Genomic DNA, 16551 nt, shown 5'->3' on the forward strand with positions numbered 1-16551 from the left:
AAGAATCAAATCTTACAACAAGCAGGTACATCAATTTTAGCGCAAGCTAACCAATTACCTCAAGCAGCATTAAGCTTGTTAGGTTAATAAGTTAGTTGATTAAGGTTAATAGATTAATAGATTAATAGGTTCAATAGCCTAGAAAATACTAGGCTATATTAATCGTTGAATTTAGAACCAACATCATTTTTAATGGTGTTGGTTTTAAAGTTTAGGAGGGTGGTAGAATGAGTGAATTAATTTCTCCAACAGGTTTTACTAATTTAGTCGGGGCTGAATTAGTAAGCAATAAACCTGATAAGCCTCAAAATAAAGATGTACAAACAAAACAAAATTCTGAAATTCAGGTTGAACAAAAACAAGTTGAAAAATCGCTTATTGAAGCTCAAGTTGAAAAGCAGTCAGCCGCTAAAGAGTTAGACGACGCAGAAGAGCAAAAAGCAATAGAGAAAGTGGCGTCAAAGTTGCAGGAGTTTGTTAATTTAATAGATAAACAGTTAGAGTTTCGTGTTGATGATGACTCTGGTCGACATGTGGTTACTGTTTCTGATAAATTAAGCGGCGATGTTATTCGTCAAATTCCATCAGAAGAAGTATTAAGGTTAGCTAGAAATTTATCAGATTTAGCTGATGTAGCAAATAGTTCCGGTAAAATAATCACGACAGAAGTATAATCGTCACGTTTAATATTTTAATTTGAGGTAATCATAATGGCAACGCTAACATCCACAGGTATAGGTTCAGGCTTAGATGTATCATCTATAGTTTCAAGCTTAGTTGCGTCAGAACAAGACCCATATGAGACTCGAATTACAGCAAAAGAAGAGATCGCAACCGAGAAAATTACATCTTTAGGTAGCCTTGTCAGTGCTGCAGCCGCATTTGAAGATGCAGCCGCTGCATTAAACTCTGAAGAATTATTTCAAGCTAATACCGTATCAGGTACTAGTACTAATTATTCAACCACGGTTGACTCAGACGCGGTCGCTGCTAGCTACTCTATAGAAGTACAATCTTTAGCCCAAGGGCAAAAACTTGCCTCATCAGCTTTTGCGGAAGATGAAACTGTCGGCTCTGGTAGCATAACAATTTCTGTTAATGACATTGATATGGAACTTACATTTGACGGTACTGAAACTATTTCAGACATGAAAGATATGATAAACGATGCAATTGATAATCCTGGTTTATTTGCATCAATTATAACCGATGATGATGGACAGCATTTAATCCTAACTTCCAAAGAAGTAGGTATAGATAACGCTATCTCAATAACGGCATCAGATGATGATGGAAACAATACTGATGCAGCAGGATTGTCAGCATTTGTGTTTTCTTCGAGTACAGTAGATGACTCAGGCGCAACGGCTCAAGTCGGCTCTTTTAGCGATGCTACTGATTTAGTCGGCGATGGTACCTTAACATTAGATGTTGATGGGACTTCATTTAGTACGGTTACAGACGGTTTAACGCTAGAAGAACTGCGAGATCAAATTAATACAGACGCTGGAACTGCAGGTGTAAGTGTGACTGCATCTATAGTTACCGATGGTGATGGTAACCAACAGTTACATTTAGATGCGGGGACCGGCAGTACGTTAACGGTAACAGCTGCTGATAGTGATGGTGATGATACAGACGACTCAGGAATTTCAGTATTTGCTTTTGACCCTACTACTGACGCTGCGACTAAAGGTGGTGTAGATGCTACTTCTACGTCTAATATGTCAGAAACTCAAGCTGCAACGGATGCCGTAATAGTAATTGATGGCTCTTTAACCGTTACCCAAAGTAGTAACGTATTCAGCGATGCTATTGAAGGTGTGACGATTACAGCAACAACAGTCAATGACCCAGGTGAGACAAATACGATAACAATTTCTCAAGATACGTCTAAAGTTGGAGCTGCTCTCGCAACTTTTGCAGCGGCTTATAATACCTTTTTAGAAACAACCCTGTCACTTGGCCGAGTTAATGTCGACTCTGGTATTGTTGGTAGTTTGGTCGGTGAGTCATTATTAAGAAACTTAAGCTCTCAAGTCCGCGATGTGTTAAGTGAGACAATAGATTCGACCGGTGGTGTTAATAGCCTGATCAGTTTAGGTATGACAACTAATGATGAAGGTTTGTTAGAAGTAGACGAAACTGTAATGGCAAGTGTAGTAGCCGACAACTTTGATGAAGTTAAATCCTTATTTGTTGGTGATGATAGTATTATGGGGAAATTGAGTGAAACTTTATCAGGGTATACCGGGGGCACAGGTGTCATCCAGTCTAAAATAGACAGCTATAAAAGCTCGTTAGATAGATTTGCAATTGATAGAGAAGAATTCTCAGAGAAAATGGTTGCGTTAGAATCTCGTTTATTAACTCAGTTTAATGCAATGGATTTATTGGTTGCGAATTTAAATTCAACTGGCGATTATTTAACGTCGGCATTAGATAACTTACCTGGTGTAGTGAGTAGTAGTTAATGGTTGAACTCGATAATTTAAAACAAGACTTTAAATCTGCGTTAGAAAGCGCAGAGGTTGAACGTATTCAGCAAGTATTAGAATCATTTGATAATACTTGCCGATTGTTAATCGAGCAAGAAGAAGACCTAAATACTAAAAAAGTCATAATTCAAACTTGCCTACAACTACAGAAAAGCTGGGAATTACAAATAATTCAATTAAAAGCAAAAGTAAAAGGTGAATTGGCCGATATAAAGAATAACGGCAAGAAAATTAAAAAATATCTCACTTCTTATTAAGGTAATTATTTATGCGTAGTGCAATAAAAATGTATACACACATGAATGCGCAAACTCAGTTAACTGATGCTTCGCCGCACAAGGTTATTCAACTTTTAATGGCTGGTGCCATTGATAGGCTGATAAAAGTTTCAGCCATGATGGAAAACAAAAAAGGCGGATATCATGATACATTATCAAATGCGATTGATATTATATTAGCGTTAAACTGTGCTTTGGATATGGAAAAAGGCGGCGAGATTTCAGAAAATCTCAATTCACTTTACGATTATATGCAACTTCAATTGGTACAAGCTAATATTGAAAGAGACCATAAGAAAGTAGATGAAGTGATAAGCCTAATCAAAACTGTTAAAGACGGTTGGGATCAAATCGGCGACGAATAAATCCTTTACTATTGGTATAAGTATTGTATAAAACAGGCATAAGCCTGTTTTTTTATGGATAAAATAAAAGTGAATTCAGAAAAAAAGAATACGTCAATAGAAGAGTTAGAATATGCCATTGTATCTAAAAATTATGTAGATGCTGAAGAATCCCTAACACTATTAATACGTCAGTCGGTGGAGAATAAGATTGAGCTAGTTGTAGCTCCATTTGATAGAACATTGACAAAAGAGCAAAAAGAGCTTGAAAGCTACCAAGTTATTGAAAAATTAGCCGTATTAATTACTATGTGGTTTTCTGATAAGAGTTATAAACCAAGCGACAATACATATGCTTTTATTTGTTTACAAAAAATGTTCCTCGGCAACTTATTTTCAGCAAGTTCTTATCACTCAACGGATCATATCTTAACTAACCTTGGTTTAATGGGGAAAACCGAATACACGCCTGTTGAGTTACAAAAGTTGTTGTTTGTTATAACAAATGAATCATCATTAGAGATCCCTTGGGATGTAATGTTTAAACATTTACCTGAACACTCTATTTTGGCGTATTCCGGCTTAATAAGATCTATTAATGTTCAGCTTAGTGAAAGGGCTCATAATTCGATTGCAAGACTTATTGAAGCCGCCAGTTATGCTCCAGTCGTTAAATCATCAAATGTTGCTAACTTATCACCACTTATCTCAACACTTTTCAATTGTAGTAATCTTAACGGAAAAAATAAATACTTTATAAAACAGTGGGTAGTGAAGTCTTTAAATAAATACATGGAGGACAACCTACATAAAAAACTTAAATATAAGATAAAAAACGAAGTTAAGACTGTGCCTAATAAAGACAAACCTAAAATGGTTCTAATCCATGAGCACTATACTGAAAATCATGCAATGTATCGTTGTTGGCATGGCTCATTTAAGGCGTTTCTACCTGATTTTAATGTCACAGCTATAGGTTTAAATTCATGTGTGGATGAAGTAGGAAGAAAAGATGCGCATCACTTTATTGGAATAGAAGATAAGTATGACGTGGTAGGCTTTATTGAAGCAATACTAAAGGAAAAGCCGGATATCGTTGTATTTGCTTCCATTGGTATGTCAATGTTTGCACCATTTATCGCTACTCAGCGATTAGCGCCTATTCAAATAGTTTGTGGTGGCCATCCATCAAGTAGTTATATGGACACAATTGATTATATGCTTTGGGAAGACTTCGTACCAAAATCAGTAATGAAAAAAATCCTTACCGAAAATTTTTTGCCTTATAAATCCAATTTTACACCAGCAAGAATGGTTCCTTATACCTTAAATCTTTTACCTAAAGAAGATACAGTAAAAATTATAATAAATGGTGTAGTGCAAAAAATAACAACTGAACTTGTTAGAATATGTAATCGTTTAATAGAAAAGTCGGATAAAAATTTGGAGTTTCACTTGTTTATGTCTCACCCAAAACAAGACTTAGATTATTTTTCGACAATGTCTTTTTTACGTCGTTTTATGCCATCTTGTATTGTCCACCCATTTACTAATTATAATGATTACATGAATGTTGTTGGTAATTGTAATTTTGCACTACCCACAATACCTTTTGGTGGATCAAATAGTAATATAGATTTAATAAGGTTAAGAGTACCTAAATTATTTATACAGGATGAAAGCGATTTATGTGGTTTAACCGATTATCAAATTTGGAAAAGTGTTGGCATATTGGATGGATATTGTAAGGATATTACCGAACTAGAAAAGCGAGCGTTAGACTGGGTTTTAGATCCTAGTTTATTACAGCCTATTAAAGAAAAGCTAGGAAGTGAAGAGGTTGCTAATTTAATGTTGGATTGCGAGAAGTTTGTTGAATATGATTTTCGGGTTGCAGATGCAATTAAAAGTACATTAAATTAAATTAGGAGATAAAATGGAAAGTGAAAATTTAGATGATTATTTAATTGCCTACCAAGGGAATAATATTTATGACTTTGATAATAATATTTTATTAAACTTCTACCCTATAAGAGTTTTGTCTATGTTAAATGGTCTAAAAAAAGGCTCATTATTAGAACTAGGTTTAGGGCATGGGATAACTACAAAATTATTTAATAATGTTTTTGAAAGACACGTTGTTTTGGATGGTTCTGCAGCCATTATAAATAAATTTGTGGATGAATCTCCAGAGTTCGAAGGGGAGATTATAGAAACTTATTTTGAAAGTTTTGAAACAGACGAAAAGTTCGATGTGATAATAATGGGATTTATTTTAGAACATGTTGATGATCCTGTTGCTATTTTAAAGCAGTATAAAAAACATTTAAAACCCGAAGGTAAGCTATACATTGCTGTACCTAATGCTGAAGTGTTAAATCGAAGAATAGGGTTAGAAGCAGGTTTATTAGATGATATTGAATTGCTTTCATCACATGATCATATTTTAGGTCACAAAAGGTATTACACGGTATCTAGTTTACAAACTGATATAAAATCCGCAGGTTATGAAGTTTCTGCCTTAGAAGGACTATATTTAAAGCCATTAACAACAAGTCAGATGTTGAAATTAGACTTATCAAATACTGTCCTTGATGCTTTATGTAAAGTTGGAAAAAATTATCCAGAGCTCTGTTGTGGGATTTTGGCAGAAGTGCAAGGTAAGTAAGGTGGATTTAACCAAAAAGAATGTTTTAATATTTCCAGCGGGTTCAGAAATAGGGATTGAAATTTTCAACTCTCTAAAATATAACCACCATTTTGAGTTGTTTGGAGCATCAGGGAAGAGTGATCACGCCAGCTATATGTATCAAGAAAACTATTATTTTGAATCTGATTTGTTTATAGATGACGTAAAATTTGTAGACCGTTTCAATGAATTACTCACACGTTGGAACATTAAATTTGTGATCCCAACGCATGACTCAATTAGCTATTTTTTAGCAACAGTCCGCCATAAAATTAATGCTGAAATAGTAACGTCTAGTGAGCAAGCCAATGAAATAGCTCGGTTTAAGAATATTACGTATGATGTATTTAAAAAATATGACTTTTGCCCTCAAGTATTTAACTTTACTCAAAAATTAAACTATCCCGTATATTTAAAGCCTACAGACTCTCAAGGAGGAAAAGGGAATTCCCTTATTCGTAATGAGGTTGAGCTATCTAACTATACAGAACTTGCCGACAGTTCTGTATTATGCGAATTCTTACCAGGAAAAGAATATAGTGTCGATTGTTTTACAGACTTCAATGGGGACTTAGTTTTTATCGGACCTAGAACAAGGGAGCGCGTTAAAATAGGCATCTCTTTTCGTTCTGAGTCTGTACCATTAACAGAGAATATCAATTATATAGCGAATATAATTAACTCTGAACTTCAGCCTAACGGAGCTTGGTTTTTTCAAATAAAAAAAGATGTAAATGATCGTTGGAAACTATTGGAAGTCGCTACTAGACAGGCTAGCACTATGGGGCTGTACCGCGCTAATGGAGTTAATTTTGCACTTTTGTCTCTTTTTAATGCTCAGGGAATTTCTGTATCAATAATCAATAATAAGCATAATGTTAGTTTAGATCGCTATTTGGGGAATAGATTTAAGGTTAAAGTAGAATATAATAAAATTTACATAGATTTAGATGAAACGTTGATTGCTGATGGTATGGTTAATCCTCAAATTATGGCCTATTTATATCAAGAAAAAAATGCAGGAAAATCTATAATTTTAATTACAAAGCATAGATACAATTTAAGTCAGACATTAAATGAATTAGCTATTTCTAAATATCTATTTAATGAAATTATTCACTTATCAAATTCTGAGGATAAAGTGGATTTCATTAAACCTGATAATGCAATTTTCATCGATAATTACTTTCCTGACCGATTAAATGTTAGTGAAAAGTTAAAAATACCTGTTTTTGATGTTGATGCTGTTGAATGTTTAATAAAATAAGAAAAATACATGTTTAAATGGAAAAGGTTAGGGCAAGTATTTGTCCCTGATAAGTATAATACACCTCTGTGGATGCAGGAATTTGCACAATCTCCTAGTGCTATCCTCTATAAGGGTTTAATTCGTATTTACTTTTGTACGCGGCCAAAACCAAATGATAAAAAGTCATATGTTAGTTACATTGGTTATCTTGATGTAACAAAAGATGATCCTACAAAGATCGTAAACATTTCACCAGAACCATTAATTGATCTGGGTGGTGTGGGCACTTTTGATGAGTTCGGGACTAATCCTGTTAGTGCTATTAAATTGAATGAAGACGAAGTTAACCTTTACTATGCCGGTTGGACTCGATGTGAATCAGTACCAATTAATGGTGCAATTGGTATCGTAGCATCTACGGATGGTGGCAATTCTTTTGAGCGATTAGGTGCTGGACCTGTTATCCCTTATTCATTGCACGAACCTTTTATGATGGGGAGCCCTAGAGTAAAGATATTTAACGGGGTTTGGTATTTATTTTATGTTGCAGGGAAAGTTTGGATCGAGTCTGATTCAAACAAATTAGAGCCTATATATAAAATTAGAGCTGCAAGTTCGAATGATGGTATCAATTGGAATAAATTTAACACAGATTTAATAGTTGATAAAATAGGTGAACTTGAATGTCAGGCGTGTCCAGATGTGAGTTTTTTTGATGGTAAATTCCATATGTTTTTCTCATATAGAAATCATACAGAATATAAAAATTCAAAAGGTGGTTATCGGATCGGTTATGCAAGCTCTTCTAATTTATTTAATTGGGAACGGGATGATTCTATTGCTAATTTTGATGTTTCTGCTGTTAGTGATGATTGGGATTCTCAGATGGTTAGTTACCCGAATATTTTGCAGCTCGATAATCGAGTGTTAATGTTTTATCAAGGAAATCAAATGGGGCTTCGTGGTTTTGGAGTCTGTGAGTTAGTGAGAAAAAAATGAAGTGGCTTAAAAAAGGTAAGATATTTTCTCCGGTAAATAATATACCTTCACATTGTATGGGGTTTGCGCAAGGTCCTCAAGCTATAGAGCTTGATGATAGAGTTAGAGTCTATTTTTCGACTCGAGAATTAGATATGCATAATAAATACTTGAGCCATGTAAGTTATGTTGATTTTGATAAAACTTTTTCTTCTGTATTACATATTAACAAAAAAACGATTTTGCCTTTAGGTACTTCTGGTACATTTGATGAACATGGTATTTTTCCGTTTCATCCTTTTATTATAAACAATAAAATATATGGCTATACAACAGGTTGGAACCGTAAAGTGTCAGTTTCAGCTGATGCGAGTATAGGGTTAGTTGTAAGCCAAGATAATGGAGATAGTTTCGAAAGGTTAGGTGATGGTCCAATACTTGGAGCCTGTTTACATGAACCATTTCTAATTGGGGATCCGTTTGTGTTACAACACAAAAAAGTATTCCATATGTGGTACATTTATGGAGTGAAATGGCTAACTAAAGCTGATACTTTAGAAAATGAACGTGTATATAAAATTACTCACGCAACCTCAGCGGATGGAGTTAATTGGAAAAGAGAGAGTAGCCCTATTATTGACGATAGAATGTTAGAAAGTGAATGCCAAGCGATGCCGACTATTTTCCAACATAAAGACCAGTTTCATATGTACTTTTGTTATCGAAGTGCGTTTGATTTTAGACGAAATAAAGACTGTGGGTATAAGATTGGATATGCCTACTCTGATAATTTAGTCGACTGGGTTAGAGATGATAGATTATCGGGGATAGATCTCTCTAAACAAGGCTGGGATTCAGAAATGATGTGTTACCCAAATATCATCACAATAAATCATAGAGTTTATATGCTCTACAACGGAAATGAGTTTGGTAAAAATGGGTTTGGTGTTGCTGAATTAATAGGAGAAAAGTAATGTCTAACAGAGATTATAATGTAGAGAGCTCAGATAAAAAAGATGCTAAATATGCATACACATTCGATTATGATGTGCTACATAAGTATATGTATAAAGCGTTTATACCATACTTAAAATTGCCAGGGAATATGTTAGAACTCGGCTGTTATGAAGGTCGATTTACAGAGCGTTTAGCTAAGCACTTTAACGATATATCTTGTGTGGAAGCATCGAGTAAAGCAATAGATGTGGCTAAAATTAAGACTCCACATGCACGGTTTTACCTAGGTACTTTTGAGCAAGTCCAGCTGGATAAAAAGTATGAAAATATAGTGATGACTCATGTCCTTGAGCATGTCGATGATCCCGTGGCTATATTAAAAAGAGTTAATGATGAGTGGTTAACAGACGACGGGTATTTCTTTTTAGTTTGCCCCAATGCTAATGCACCTTCTAGACAAATTGCTGTGAAAATGGGAATTATAAGTCATAACTCAGCAGTCACCCCAGCAGAAGAAGAGCATGGACATAGAATTACATACTCACTTGATACATTAGAGAAGGATGCAACTAAAGCTGGGTTAGAGGTTGTTCACCGTAGTGGTATATTTTTCAAGGCGTTAGCGAACTTTCAATGGGATAAGTTATTACAAACGGACATTGTTTCGCCAGAGTATTTAGATGGTTGTTTTAAGTTAGGTCAACAATATCCTGATTTGTGCTCTAGTATCTTTTTATTGTGTAAAAAAGGAAAACGGTAAGTTTTTAATATTCGGAGCTCTCAATTTAGCTAAAGTAGCTCAAAGTCTTCGTTTATGATCCTCTTAACTTCTTCATGACTGTTATACATGATCACATCTAATATTGATAAGTGTGATAAAAAAGGTGTTGCGGATTGGCTGTAGCTTTTTAGTATTGGATTTATAAACGTTAGCTTAAGATGATTATTAATAAAGTCTTGTTTGTTATAAAGCTCTAGCCCGCCAATTGGGTTGATGTATTCAGTAGTATTTAAAGCTTGGCATAAATTTATGACTTTATCCTGAGCTTTAAGCTCAGAGTTATACTTTAGCGACGAGCTAACTACTAAGTTAGTTTGTATATTGAACCATTTTGTAAGTTCAGTAATAGAATTTAATATAAAGTCGAATAGATTGATGTGTGTACAATTGAATATATTAACGACTAATGGCCACACTGTTTCAAAATAAGGTGCATTTTGATAAGTAGATGATACTTTATTTAGTAGTTTATTTTTATCTTTTACCCAACTATTAGCAAGTTCACGTTGATTGACTGGAAGATAATCAGATGCTTTTTTTAATGGTAATGTGAACATAAACTCTTTGCCATTAAGCTGTAAACGATTCCTGTTTATCCATCCTTTTTTTGTATACTCTATATCGTCATAAATAACAAAAGTATCCACCGCATTTAAAAGTTGAAAATAGCCAATGTAAGGAAAGAAATAAGGTTGCATTATTGCTACTCTCATTGAGTTACATACTCCGCTTAACAATGTTAGTAATCTTATAAATGTGCTCTTTATCTAAATTATGCATCAAAGGTAAGCATAATATTTTATTAGATATAGTGTCACTGACTGGCAATAAAGGTGGTGTTTTTCTTTGTAAGAACTCGTGGTTTTTAGGATAAAAGTAGCGGCGACTTGTGTAGCCGTGTTGATCTAGTTGAGTAAGTGTACTTAATAACGCATCTTCGCTTTCAAATTTTATCGGCATATACATAGGTGGAGTATATATATCGTTTTTACTTTTTTGAAAAGTAATAACGTCGGCCAATTTATTGCTGTATAGGGCAACAGACTCTTCTCTATTTTCAATTAGCATAGGTAAATCATCTAAAATACATAAGCCCATAGCTGCATGTAGTTCACTCATTTTTGCGTTGATGCCAGGCTCTTCCACTACGCCGTTTTCACCAATACCAAAGTTTATTAAACGCTGTGCTCGTTCGTAATCTTCTTTATTGTTAAAGGTAAGAGCACCACCTTCTACGGTATGGAATAGTTTAGTTGCATGAAAGCTCATGCAATGAATATCACCATATTGTAAAACGCTTTTACCATTGTATTTTGCCAACATAGATTGTGCTGAGTCATAAATAATTGGAATATTGTGCGCTTTCCCTAACTTATCAAACGCCTCCATGTCACAAGGCATTCCAAATATATTCACTGGCACTATGGCACTAATATCAGATTTGGTTAGTCGTTGTTCAATAGCGTGAGGGTCTAGGTTCCAACTGTTGCGGTCAATATCACTTAATATAACATTCGCGTTTTGCCACTCTAATGCCGTCGTTGTGGCTGGAAAAGTAAATGGCGTTGAGATTACGTTTTTACCGGATAGATTCTTTATTTTATAAGCTAACTGTAAAGCGGCTGTGCCATTACTAACAAGTAACAAATACTTAACACCAAGGTAGTCTTTAAGTCTGTCAGTTAATTCTTTTAATAAAGGACCATCGTTTGTTAGCCATTTAGCATCAAAGGCTTTTTCAACGTAATGCATGTATTTATCGAGTGATGGTACATAAGGCTGGGTTACCAAGACTTTATGCTCAGGAGGTGTTAACGGTAATTGAACTACTTTCGATTGTTGCATAGCACCTCCTTGATATAGGTGTTAAGAGTATATGAGTGAAATGATATAGTTAAGTACTTAATTTTCTGACCTAACCATTTATAACAGCTTGCTTAAATGCCACTGCATTTACAATATAACTACGCAAATAATATACCAGATTATTAGAGTAGTTATATATTAGATTATTAATCCCCATAGTTCCTATGTATTATCATGAACCCTAGTTTCCTTATTCATATTTAAGTTATCGACAACCTTGGGAGATGTGGTTAATTATCTAGGTAAGTTCAAGGCTTGCTCCCTGTAATGTTCTGAATAGTAGGTAATTAAATTTAAACGTTGGGATATATGATTATAAGTATACTTTACCTTTAAATAAGAGTGTTGTTTTAGTACTGTATGTTTAATTGTAGAGTAGTAAAAAGTTCACATAACAATTAGCATTACTCAGTGAATTTAGCTACTCAGTATAAAGGTAAGGAATATAATAATGGAAACAACCGAGAAGCAACTGCTGAACCTATTTAAAAGGTTGGATGCAACACCAGACGGTACACCAGTTACTAAATCAATTTTAATCCTTTCAACTCCGAGAAGCGGTTCGTCATTATATTGTGATGTTTTGTCTAGTTTAAATCTAATAGGTGAATGTACAGAATGGTTTAATATGAGATATATATCTGCTTATGCAGAATTAAAGGGTCTTAAAAATGTAGACTTTCAAGAGTATTTTAATTTCATAAAACGAAAAACCAGTGGAGATACTGGAGTGTTTGCTGTAAATGCACATATCGAACAGTACCTAAGTCTAATTAATAATAAATTAAATATAATGCAGCTAGGCTTTAATTGTGTAGTCTACTTGAGTCGAAATAATAAAATTGCGCAAGCGGTTTCCCTAACTAAAGCACAAATTACAGATAAATGGTCTGCATCTTCTAAAGCTAAACATCCACTTCCTGGTACACCCCCATTAACTAAGATTGCTAATTCGTTGTCGCATATTGTTGCTTCTCATGAATATTATGTTGAAAATTTAAAATCATCTTGCGATTTTGAATACTGTTATGAAGAGTTTAGCGATTTAAGTAACAAAGAGTTTTTCATCGAACCGTTAAATAAATTAGGTGTAAAAATTACTGGCTCGATAGATTTAAAAACAGATCAAAGAATACAGTCGGATAAAAAATCAGATGTTTGGAAAACTGAATTTACGGATCTTATCGGCCACACTCAACATTTACTGTAACTTCAACTACCGCTTGTTGTTTGTGATGGCAACTATTGCCGCCACATTCTGATTCAAGTCGATTATATTCCCGCCAACAATGCCATATTAGAATTCCTAAGTCACAAGTCCTTTATTTTAAAGCGTTAAAGGATGTAATAAATATATTCATATGTATCAGTAGGTTATAAAAAACACCTATTTTTGTGCAAAAAAAAGCTAAAGGGTGGCAAGATCTTGCCGCTATCGTCAAATGAAATACTGTTTTTTGTGGTCATATAATTGTGATTATTAATACCAATACGAGTTCGTTGCAGTTAACGGGATTGTTTCGTAAGAGCAATATTGCGTTGACTAATATCTACAGCCAACTCTCGTCTGGTTATCGTATTAATTCGGCAGCTGATGATGCAGCGGGGTTGCAGATATCCACTCGTATAACATCACAAGTCAATGGTATGAAAGTTGCTATTAGAAACGCTAATGACAGTGTTTCCATGATGCAAGTGGCAGAAGGCGCCATGCAGGAAGTGACCAACAATTTACAAAGAATGCGCGAGATTGCACTTCAAGCTGCCAATGCCACTAACGGTGTTGTTGATAGAAAAGCACTGAATGATGAATATTTAGAATTACAAACAGAGATTAACCGGATAAATGAAGCCACAACATTTGCGGGTCAAAGACTGTATGAAACAAATGGTACATCAATCCCTGATGAGTTCGAGAGAGAGATGGTCAGCGGATTACAAAGTACTTGGTTAGGTGAGTCGGAAAAAATAATAGAACAATACTTTGGTATTACTGGACAAGGCGAGCTTAAGTTAGACTTAGAACGTGATGCCGATGACGGCACATTAGCTTGGGTTTCAAATGCCACGGTAGGTGGTGTAAAAAGAGTAACTTTAACTATTGATTTAGCTGAATTTTCTGACATCAATAGCATCCATAATGGATTGGATAAGTACGGTGGCGTTCAGTTAGATGAGATTGTTTTACATGAAATGGTACACGCCACTATGGTGTCGACTATGGATGATTTTAATAATATGCCAGCTTGGTTTAAAGAAGGCTCTGCTGAAGTACTACGTGGTGGTGATGATCAAATTGAAGGAAGTACCAGTGCTGCGGTTTTAGCTGCATTTAATAGCCAAGGTGCTTCAACAACGGTAACGGATCAGTTAGGTGCTTATGGCGGCGGTTTTGTTGCAATGCGCTATATGGAATACACATTAGGCAGTGATGGCTTAAAAGATTTAATGCAAACGTTAGCCGGTGGGGCAACGTTTGATGATGCATTAAATACAGCATCAAATGGAAGTTGGTCAAGTGAAGCTGATTTTAGAGCTTCATTAACTGGAACAGCATACGACACTGCTACTTATGGCAGCCGTATGGAAGAGTTCATGGCCGAAGAAATGGACTCAACCAATAAAGATAATGGTGCACTCGGCGGAGAAGATGCCAATAATGGCTTTACTCGCGAAAATGTGATGACAGGTTACGGTAGTGGCGATAGAAGTGGTACTCGTGGTTTTACAGAAAGTATCATTTTAAATGATAACGACAGTGACCAAACTGATTTTTCAGTGACGTCAAATTGGCTTGATAGTAATCGTGGCGATGTTGCACTACAAGATTATGAGTTAAATGTTACTAGTGCTGGTGGCCGATTACATACGTTTCAAATTGGGGCGAATGCCAATCAAACCATGCAAGTGAACTTTGGCGCAATAGGTACGACCACGTTAGGTTTAGATAATGTCGATATTGTTAATCGGCCACAATTTGCCATTTTTGCACTTGATGATGCAATGAAAATTGTTGATAAACATCGTTCGCTTTTAGGTGCAACACAAAACCGGCTAGAAAGTACGGTTAATAATTTAAATAATGTAGTAGAAAATCAAAGCGCAGCTCGTTCGCGTATTCTTGATACTGATTATGCATCTAAAACTGCAGAGTTGGCTCGGTATCAGATTATGCAACAAGCATCTATTGCATTGTTAACTCAAGCTAATCGTTCGCAAGAGCTAGCTCTTGCTTTAATAGGCTAATTAACTTTGACTAAAAAGTGTTAGCTATAACAAATATTTTACTTAATTGTGTTATTGACACTATTAATCTAGAATCAAACACTAACTATTCTATGGGGTAGAGCATGAAAATTAATAGCAGCAATACAACGACATCTTTGAATACGTCTTTTTCTAAAGTAAAAGAGCAACAAGAAGAGTCTATGAAACGCCTTGTTACTGGCTTAAAAATAAACTCAGCCAAAGACGATGCCGCAGGTTTACAAATAGCTAATCGTTTGGGTAGTCAATCATCAGGTATTCAAGTTGCCATGCGTAATGCAAGTGATGCATACAGTTTAGCTTCTGTTGCTGAAGGTGCTTTGTCAGGTATTAATGATGCCGCCATGAGAATTAATGAATTATCACTACGCGCTGCTAATGCTTCGGTAAGTGCAGCAGACAGAGGTGCAATTCAACAAGAGATTTTGCAACTACAAGATCAAGTTGGTGATATTCAATCAAATACTACCTTTGCTGGACAATCAATTTTTACTCAATCGAGTAATAGTCAATTTCAAGTTGGTCCAAATGCAAATACGACCATTGGATTAAGCTTTTCTACTTTAAATGAACAAGTAGATGCGCTAAATACAATTGATGTTACAACGGTAGATGGTGCGCAAGCAGCGATAACCACTAGCCAAGAAGTTAATGAAAGTATTGGTTCAATTCGTGGAGATATAGGTGCGTTTCAAAACCGTATTGAATCTACAATTAGTAATTTAGCAAATACTTATGAGCAAACTGAAGCTGCAAAAAGCCGAATTGAAGATACTGACTTTGCTCAAGCAAGTGCTGATAATGTTCAAGCGTCTATTTTGGGACAAGTTAATACTGCAATTCAATCTCAGGCAAATGTTTCTCAAGGTCAAGCATTGAATTTATTGAATTAATCCTTATTTATAAAGACTTAGTTACATTAAAATTACTTTATAACAAATAGCCTTATTCTGAGATTTCAGATGCTATTTGTTACAAACCTAGTTAATTTATATGAATTAACTGGGTTTTTTATTACCTAAATTTAAGTGGATGTATTCAGTGCAGTGGCAGGATTTTGATTTTGAAGGACGTCTTAAAATTCCAATTGGATTTTACTTAGGCATTGTTTACCTACTACGCGGTTTTATTATTTGGGTGATCTCTCTTACTTATTCTGATGATCGCAGCTTATTAATCGGGTTAATCTACTCTAATGTTTCACTATTTAAATTAACTATTTTAACTGGTTTGCCAGCACTGTTTACGTTTTTGCTTTTTTCATTAAAAAAACAAAAAGGGAAAACTTGGTATAAAGCTATTTGGCGAGTACAACGACGAGTATTGATAGCTGCATTACTGTTGGACTTGTTTATCCAGTTCTATACCGTCTCATTCCATATTACTCAGGTCCATTGGATGCAGATGGTATTATTTATATTAGGTAGTTACTTGTTTTGGTATTGGTTGCAATCGCAAAGACTAAAACGTTTTTTCAGACATTGGTTGTTATAAAGCTGAAAGGCGATAAAGCCGTAAGGCGGTAAGGCTGTAAGGCTGTAAGGCTGAAAGGCTGTAAGGTTGTAAGGCGATAAAGCGATAAAGCGATAAAGCGATAAAGCGATAAAGCGATAAAGCGATAAAGCGATAAAGCGATAAAGCGAT

17 protein-coding genes are annotated in these 16551 nt (G+C 35.1%); 15 read left to right on the forward strand and 2 right to left on the reverse strand.

Annotation, left to right across the window (positions count from 1 at the left end; translation table 11 throughout):
- Window positions 1-9: 9 nt before the first annotated feature.
- From Q0940_RS16565 to Q0940_RS16615, 11 genes are all read left to right on the forward strand, one after another.
- Complete coding sequence (locus Q0940_RS16565) at window positions 10-87, forward strand: flagellin (protein WP_299271014.1); 78 nt, start codon at window positions 10-12, stop codon at window positions 85-87.
- Between the two features lie 140 nt (window positions 88-227).
- Window positions 228-674, forward strand: a complete 447-nt coding sequence (locus tag Q0940_RS16570; protein WP_299270987.1) for a flagellar protein FlaG — start codon at window positions 228-230, stop codon at window positions 672-674.
- A gap of 36 nt (window positions 675-710) precedes the next feature.
- Window positions 711-2474, forward strand: a complete 1764-nt coding sequence (gene fliD, locus Q0940_RS16575; protein WP_299270988.1) for a flagellar filament capping protein FliD — start codon at window positions 711-713, stop codon at window positions 2472-2474.
- Complete coding sequence (locus Q0940_RS16580; protein ID WP_299270989.1) at window positions 2474-2755, forward strand: hypothetical protein; 282 nt, start codon at window positions 2474-2476, stop codon at window positions 2753-2755. The genes fliD and Q0940_RS16580 overlap by 1 nt, the downstream gene beginning before the upstream one ends.
- An 11-nt stretch (window positions 2756-2766) precedes the next feature.
- Window positions 2767-3141 (forward strand): flagellar export chaperone FliS, encoded by a 375-nt coding sequence (gene fliS / locus Q0940_RS16585; RefSeq protein WP_299270991.1) that lies wholly within the window; start codon window positions 2767-2769, stop codon window positions 3139-3141.
- 69 nt (window positions 3142-3210) lie between these two features.
- Window positions 3211-5043, forward strand: coding sequence for a hypothetical protein (locus Q0940_RS16590; RefSeq protein WP_299270993.1), 1833 nt, complete (start codon window positions 3211-3213; stop codon window positions 5041-5043).
- Window positions 5044-5056: 13 nt separating this feature from the next.
- Window positions 5057-5788 carry a class I SAM-dependent methyltransferase gene (locus tag Q0940_RS16595; RefSeq protein ID WP_299270995.1) on the forward strand — a complete coding sequence of 244 codons (732 nt, stop codon included), beginning with the start codon at window positions 5057-5059 and terminating at the stop codon, window positions 5786-5788.
- 1 nt (window position 5789) lies between these two features.
- Entirely contained in the window at window positions 5790-7076 is a 1287-nt protein-coding gene (locus Q0940_RS16600) for an ATP-grasp domain-containing protein (RefSeq protein ID WP_299270997.1), read from the forward strand.
- Window positions 7077-7085: 9 nt separating this feature from the next.
- Window positions 7086-8057, forward strand: a complete 972-nt coding sequence (locus Q0940_RS16605) for a hypothetical protein (RefSeq protein WP_299270999.1) — start codon at window positions 7086-7088, stop codon at window positions 8055-8057.
- Window positions 8054-9010: a hypothetical protein gene (locus Q0940_RS16610; protein WP_299271001.1), complete on the forward strand. Its 957-nt coding sequence runs from the start codon at window positions 8054-8056 to the stop codon at window positions 9008-9010. The genes Q0940_RS16605 and Q0940_RS16610 overlap by 4 nt, the downstream gene beginning before the upstream one ends.
- Window positions 9010-9753: a class I SAM-dependent methyltransferase gene (locus tag Q0940_RS16615; RefSeq protein ID WP_299271002.1), complete on the forward strand. Its 744-nt coding sequence runs from the start codon at window positions 9010-9012 to the stop codon at window positions 9751-9753. The genes Q0940_RS16610 and Q0940_RS16615 overlap by 1 nt, the downstream gene beginning before the upstream one ends.
- A 29-nt stretch (window positions 9754-9782) precedes the next feature.
- On the opposite strand, the gene Q0940_RS16620 is transcribed toward Q0940_RS16615, so the two are convergent.
- Entirely contained in the window at window positions 9783-10487 is a 705-nt protein-coding gene (locus Q0940_RS16620; protein WP_299271003.1) for a WbqC family protein, read from the reverse strand.
- 4 nt (window positions 10488-10491) lie between these two features.
- Window positions 10492-11619: a DegT/DnrJ/EryC1/StrS family aminotransferase gene (locus tag Q0940_RS16625; protein WP_299271005.1), complete on the reverse strand. Its 1128-nt coding sequence runs from the start codon at window positions 11617-11619 to the stop codon at window positions 10492-10494.
- 472 nt (window positions 11620-12091) lie between these two features.
- Here Q0940_RS16625 and Q0940_RS16630 point away from each other — a divergent pair, with 472 nt between their 5' ends.
- The 4 genes from Q0940_RS16630 to Q0940_RS16645 all read left to right on the forward strand — a co-directional run bounded on the left by Q0940_RS16630 (window position 12092) and on the right by Q0940_RS16645 (window position 16401).
- Window positions 12092-12850, forward strand: coding sequence for a Stf0 family sulfotransferase (locus Q0940_RS16630; protein ID WP_299271007.1), 759 nt, complete (start codon window positions 12092-12094; stop codon window positions 12848-12850).
- A 263-nt stretch (window positions 12851-13113) separates the two neighbouring features.
- Window positions 13114-14886, forward strand: coding sequence for a flagellinolysin (locus Q0940_RS16635; RefSeq protein ID WP_299271009.1), 1773 nt, complete (start codon window positions 13114-13116; stop codon window positions 14884-14886).
- Between the two features lie 104 nt (window positions 14887-14990).
- Complete coding sequence (locus tag Q0940_RS16640) at window positions 14991-15800, forward strand: flagellin (protein ID WP_299271011.1); 810 nt, start codon at window positions 14991-14993, stop codon at window positions 15798-15800.
- Window positions 15801-15948: 148 nt separating this feature from the next.
- Window positions 15949-16401 (forward strand): DUF2919 family protein, encoded by a 453-nt coding sequence (locus Q0940_RS16645; protein WP_299271013.1) that lies wholly within the window; start codon window positions 15949-15951, stop codon window positions 16399-16401.
- The last annotated feature ends 150 nt before the right edge of the window (window positions 16402-16551 follow it).

Source organism: uncultured Psychrosphaera sp., from assembly GCF_947500655.1.
GTDB lineage: Bacteria > Pseudomonadota > Gammaproteobacteria > Enterobacterales > Alteromonadaceae > Psychrosphaera.

Excerpts from the sequence above, each read along its gene's own strand:
- Q0940_RS16570 (WP_299270987.1), top strand. The coding sequence starts at position 228 with ATGAGTGAATTAATTTCTCCAACAGGTTTTACTAATTTAGTCGGGGCT.
- fliD (WP_299270988.1), top strand. The coding sequence starts at position 711 with ATGGCAACGCTAACATCCACAGGTATAGGTTCAGGCTTAGATGTATCA.
- Q0940_RS16580 (WP_299270989.1), top strand. The coding sequence starts at position 2,474 with ATGGTTGAACTCGATAATTTAAAACAAGACTTTAAATCTGCGTTAGAA.
- fliS (WP_299270991.1), top strand. The coding sequence starts at position 2,767 with ATGCGTAGTGCAATAAAAATGTATACACACATGAATGCGCAAACTCAG.
- Q0940_RS16595 (WP_299270995.1), top strand. The coding sequence starts at position 5,057 with ATGGAAAGTGAAAATTTAGATGATTATTTAATTGCCTACCAAGGGAAT.
- Q0940_RS16605 (WP_299270999.1), top strand. The coding sequence starts at position 7,086 with ATGTTTAAATGGAAAAGGTTAGGGCAAGTATTTGTCCCTGATAAGTAT.
- Q0940_RS16610 (WP_299271001.1), top strand. The coding sequence starts at position 8,054 with ATGAAGTGGCTTAAAAAAGGTAAGATATTTTCTCCGGTAAATAATATA.
- Q0940_RS16615 (WP_299271002.1), top strand. The coding sequence starts at position 9,010 with ATGTCTAACAGAGATTATAATGTAGAGAGCTCAGATAAAAAAGATGCT.
- Q0940_RS16620 (WP_299271003.1), bottom strand. The coding sequence starts at position 10,487 with ATGAGAGTAGCAATAATGCAACCTTATTTCTTTCCTTACATTGGCTAT.
- Q0940_RS16625 (WP_299271005.1), bottom strand. The coding sequence starts at position 11,619 with ATGCAACAATCGAAAGTAGTTCAATTACCGTTAACACCTCCTGAGCAT.
- Q0940_RS16630 (WP_299271007.1), top strand. The coding sequence starts at position 12,092 with ATGGAAACAACCGAGAAGCAACTGCTGAACCTATTTAAAAGGTTGGAT.
- Q0940_RS16640 (WP_299271011.1), top strand. The coding sequence starts at position 14,991 with ATGAAAATTAATAGCAGCAATACAACGACATCTTTGAATACGTCTTTT.